This is a genomic window from uncultured Gimesia sp. (assembly GCF_937919775.1).
Lineage (GTDB): Bacteria > Planctomycetota > Planctomycetia > Planctomycetales > Planctomycetaceae > Gimesia.
In genome coordinates, this window is sequence record NZ_CALFPF010000328.1 from 1 (window position 1) to 4,659 (window position 4,659).

General features: G+C 49.8%; 5 protein-coding genes. All 5 read left to right on the forward strand.

Annotation, left to right across the window (positions count from 1 at the left end; all coding sequences use genetic code 11):
• A partial coding sequence (locus Q0294_RS09075; protein ID WP_299463658.1) for a CocE/NonD family hydrolase occupies positions 1-774 on the forward strand: 774 nt, incomplete at its 5' end.
• 62 nt (positions 775-836) lie between these two features.
• Positions 837-1,631, forward strand: a complete 795-nt coding sequence (locus Q0294_RS09080; protein WP_299463661.1) for an NIPSNAP family protein — start codon at positions 837-839, stop codon at positions 1,629-1,631.
• 401 nt (positions 1,632-2,032) lie between these two features.
• Positions 2,033-2,563 (forward strand): sigma-70 family RNA polymerase sigma factor, encoded by a 531-nt coding sequence (locus tag Q0294_RS09085; RefSeq protein WP_299463664.1) that lies wholly within the window; start codon positions 2,033-2,035, stop codon positions 2,561-2,563.
• Positions 2,550-3,206 (forward strand): hypothetical protein, encoded by a 657-nt coding sequence (locus Q0294_RS09090; protein ID WP_299463667.1) that lies wholly within the window; start codon positions 2,550-2,552, stop codon positions 3,204-3,206. The genes Q0294_RS09085 and Q0294_RS09090 overlap by 14 nt, the downstream gene beginning before the upstream one ends.
• Positions 3,207-3,363: 157 nt before the next feature.
• Positions 3,364-4,569, forward strand: coding sequence for a PDZ domain-containing protein (locus Q0294_RS09095; protein WP_299463670.1), 1,206 nt, complete (start codon positions 3,364-3,366; stop codon positions 4,567-4,569).
• Positions 4,570-4,659: the final 90 nt, after the last annotated feature.

Genomic DNA, 4,659 nt, shown 5'->3' on the forward strand with positions numbered 1-4,659 from the left:
GTGACCGCCGAGATGATCCGCTGGTTCGACCATTACCTGAAAGGGGTGGATAACGGCATCGAGAAAGACCCGAACGTGCGGTACTACGTGATGGGCGCGGTGGGCGAGCCCGGCGCACCCGGAAATGTCTGGCGGTCTGCGAATGACTGGCCTATCCCCGTGACGGAAACACCTTACTATCTGCATGCCGGCGGGAAGTTATCGACTACGCAGCCGTCTGAGAAAAAATCATTCACCCAGATTATCGCCGACCCGCTGAATCCGGACAAAATTGAAGGACGGGGTTTCCCGGGAGCCCGTGATGCCCGCGTGGTTGAAGAGCAGGAAAATGTCCTGACCTTCTCGACGGATACGCTCACCGAAGCGGTCGAATGGACCGGCAATGTCAAAGCGGAACTGCTGGTGTCTTCGTCGGCGAAAGATAGCGATTTTATCGTGCGGGTCAGCGACGTTTATCCCGATGGGCGTTCGATCTTAATCATCGATATGATCCGACGAGGCCGCTACCGCGACGGCTTTGAGCAACAGGTATTCATGGAACCCGGCAAGGTTTATAAAGTGGCGTTTGACGTGGGCTGGCTGAGTCAGGTGTTTAATAAAGGGCACAAGATTCGTGTGACAGTGGCTTCCACAGGCGCGCCGTTTTACGAACCGAATCCGAATACGGGCGAGCCGATCACGATTGAATTTCCGGAGAAAGTGGTCGTGGCGAAAAACAAAATTCATCACAGCCCGAACCACGCATCGCGCATTCTGGCACCGGTCAATCCATAAGGGCGTCACCACACAAGTCGATCGCCAGTCTATTTAAATATCAAATTGAAACGAGGAATCTTATGAATCATAAAACAGACCGCCGACAGTTTTTAGCAGGCACCGTGGTGGCCGCCGTGGCTCTGGGTTTCGGGCAGACCGCCGGGTCTGCAGAGCCGAAACCGAGTCAGGAATATTATGAACTGCGCACCTACCGCATCGCGGATGCAGACAACCAGAAACTTGTGAGTGACTATCTGGAACAGGCACTGCTGCCGGCATTGAAACGGCAGGGCATCAGCCGTGTCGGCGTGTTTAAGGAAGTGGACGGCAAAGGTGATCACTCGTTGTATGTCTTGATTCCCTATAAGTCTCTGGAACAGTTTTCTGCATTGAACGATGTTCTGGAAAAAGACGCCGCCTATCATAAATCAGCCGAAGCGTTTTTCGCATTGCCTGTGAAATCGCCCGCCTACAGTCGAATTGAAAGCCGGCTGATGAAAGCCTTCAACGGCATGCCCGTCCTGGAAGTTCCTGAAGGGGACGGCCCCCACCTGTTTGAGCTGCGGACCTATGAGAGCAGCAATCAAAAACTGGCCCGTCTCAAAGTGGACATGTTCAATTCCGGCGAGATTGACATCATGCGCGACGTCAAACTGGGTCCGGTTTTCTTTGGTGAGACGCTGATTGGCGCTGATGTTCCTAATTTGACCTACATGCTGTCCGCACCGAAGCGTGAAGATCACGACAAACACTGGGACGGCTTTCGCGCTCATCCCGAGTGGGATCGGATGAAGAAGCTGGACAAATACAAGGGGACCGTTTCCAAGATCACCAACTGGTATCTGGAGCCTGTGCCGTTTTCCGGAATTCAATAGTCCACTTTCCGGGCGCAGAGTGATTTTACGTCCTCTTAGAAACTAACTGACAGGAACAGATTTTGTGACGGTTATTTTGAACTTAACGCAAAATCCCGACAGGCAGGAAACCGGAGTAGATAAGATAGGAAGCTTATCGTAACCCGTTATGATTTAACATGATACGAACCTTGTTTGAGCTGCGTTCAAAAATTCGCTTGTTAAAGGGTAGCGGGAGAGGGGCTTCGAATCTGTGCGGAAACCGGAATTATCTTGAAAGGACGTTAGATTCTGGTCCGGATTCCGTCTATTCTAGTGCATGTGAGTTAATCGAGTGTTGTTAAGCTGGCGAACACAATCAGAGCCATTAACACTCTCCAATAAACTTAGATTCACCCTCATTCTAACGTATTGGAATTTGCATGCCCGAGAAGCAGGCCCATCAGTGGTCCGCAGAAATTGAGGCGGTATATTTACGTGAAGGTCGAGAAATTTGGGCACTACTTTATGCTCAATGCTCTGACTCGGATCGTGCTTATGACGCACTCCAAGAGGCATTCGTACGTTTACAATCTCAAGAAGTCAAGTCAATACGAAATATCCGGGCCTGGGTTTTGACTGTTGCTCAAAATTGGTTGCGTGATTTTGCACGTCGGCAAAACCATGCAGCCAGGCCTGCCGATTTTTTGGATAATATTGTAGGTCAGCATTCAGATCCGTTAGAAGATCTGGAGATAAAAGAGAGAAACAGCAGAGTCCGCCAATCACTTCGTCAACTTCGAGCCGAGGATCGTGAGGTTCTCGTCCTTCGTTATGCACTAGGATGGTCATCAAAACGAATGTCAATTGCGCTCAATACGTCGACGTCAGCGATTGACATGAGGCTTTCTCGTGCGAGAAAGCGTCTTTGTGAAGAGTTGGAAAAAGTGGGGATAGATCATGAAACCGTTTGACACTTCAGGAATGCTCGAGAATGATGAAGAGCTGGAGAGTGTTTTGCGCGAATATTTCCAGCACGAAATGCCTCCCGAATTACTCGAACTTTCCGATATCTCAGATGCAGAGTATGAAAAACGATTCCATCAGATTCATTTGGCCGGAAACGGCGTGCCTGAACCTTTCGTACAGAGACCTCGTCGGCAATTCACACTGGGTTTGCTGGTACTGGGGCTTTGCGTCTGTCTGATCATCGGCTATTCCTTTTCACGGTTTCAGCCGGCAGATTCGACGCCTGTTGCCAACCATCCGAGCACTCAACCTGCACCAGACCAGCCAATCGAGAAAAACCATATCGTCCGCGAATCAACCCTGTCGGGACCTGGATCTCTGGCTGTGGTTGATCAGGGAGACACATCGATCGAGATGACTCCTCAAATTAATAAAAGCGTCCATGAATCGATTGATATCACGCTCTACAACACCGAGCTGGGACCGATTGAACAGCGAACCGAACTTTCCTGGACGAACATTACCGTTCAGAATCCCAAAACGGGAACTAATGTGGAGATGTCAATGCCTGAATTAACCATTGATTTTGTTCCCGTCAGTAAAGCCAGACTTTCCTTAATCAGTGATGAAGGCGGGAATGACCAATAGCGTTGATTTGCTCTGAACTGGAGCAATTTAGGAATAGCGGATAAGTAGGAATTTCTAATACGGGCCACAAAAGAGAGGTTTCCAATTCCAGGGTCAGTCATGATCTGTGGGAAGGGGGGCGTCTTTTTTGAATCATTTCCGAGGCAGTACAATGAAGATGCAGTATCGACGGTTTTTTGTGAGTGGGATCATTCTTTCTCTGTGGGCAGTGCCACTGACATTTGCCGATGAGCTTCCTCTGCAAGCAAGAAAACCGGGACAGGCTGAACCAAAACAAAAGGCCGCCCCACAGGCAAACTCCTCACAGCCCAAAATGAACCCCGCCCAGGATGCGAATACCAATAACCCCCAGGCGAAGTTTCGGGTGACAAGCCGCCCGACAGGGGAAACCGATCTGCGAAATTTTGTAGGCATTGTCACCGAGCCTGTTCCTGCTGCATTGGCAGCACAGTTAAATGAGATGATGGAATCCGGCCAGGGGGTAGGTGTGAAGCTCGTGCTGCCCGATTCCCCTGCACAGAAATCCGGGCTCAAAATGTTTGATGTTCTGACCACATTCAATGGCAAGGCCATTACGTCTTCGGATGTGCTGCGCAAGTTTGTGATGGATGCTGGTAAATCAAGTAAAGTCCAGTTTGGTGTGATTCGTGCTTCGAAGCATCAGATCATTGAAGTCACATTAATTCAGAAACTGTATCGACATTATCAGTTCTCTGTCAGTCCCGTTGATCAAAACCAGGTACCTGGCGAAAATACGGCCCCACCCAAAAAGTCACCACCTCAACAGGACGGTCCGATTGCTTCCCGCTCCACAGACTCTGATCCGCTGGGACGCAGTCTGCCTCTGGGACTCAGTCAGATTCCCGTGACAACGACTCACAATCTCTGTCTGCTGTTTGTGGGAAGTGTCAAAGGCGCTTATTCTGTCGAAGTCAGTTATCAGGACGACAGCGACACGCTGCAAACGCATCATTTCAAAGGCAATCCCAATGAAATCGGCGAGCAGATTGTTGACATGCCGGATCACGTGCAGATGATGATCAACGAACGATTAAAAGAATTAAAAATGGCCCTGCAGGGCAAAGCCAGCTTTCGACTGCAGTTAAAGCCGCATATGCAGGGGAACGATCGCTTCATTCGCGTCTTTCTGAGTCGTTCCACGAAAGAAAATTCCGTGCGCATGGTGGAGCTTGAGCATCATCTTGGCAATCGACCAAGCTTGAACGTCAATCAGATTCTGGGAAACCAGGTCTTCACACAGGAACTGAAGCAACTGAATCCCATGATCCAGGAACAGATCCGGGCGACACTGCAGCGAATTCGAATCCCCACGGCACAGGTGCGTGTGGACAACCCGATTTAATCTCGCAGGGTTTAAAATACTGATTACCAAAACAAAAAGCAGCTGTTTCTATGATGAAACAGCTGCTTTTTGCGTATTCAATCGAGTGGC

Coding starts and splice junctions, on each gene's coding strand:
- Q0294_RS09080 (WP_299463661.1), top strand. CDS start 837: ATGAATCATAAAACAGACCGCCGACAGTTTTTAGCAGGCACCGTGGTG.
- Q0294_RS09085 (WP_299463664.1), top strand. CDS start 2,033: ATGCCCGAGAAGCAGGCCCATCAGTGGTCCGCAGAAATTGAGGCGGTA.
- Q0294_RS09090 (WP_299463667.1), top strand. CDS start 2,550: ATGAAACCGTTTGACACTTCAGGAATGCTCGAGAATGATGAAGAGCTG.
- Q0294_RS09095 (WP_299463670.1), top strand. CDS start 3,364: ATGCAGTATCGACGGTTTTTTGTGAGTGGGATCATTCTTTCTCTGTGG.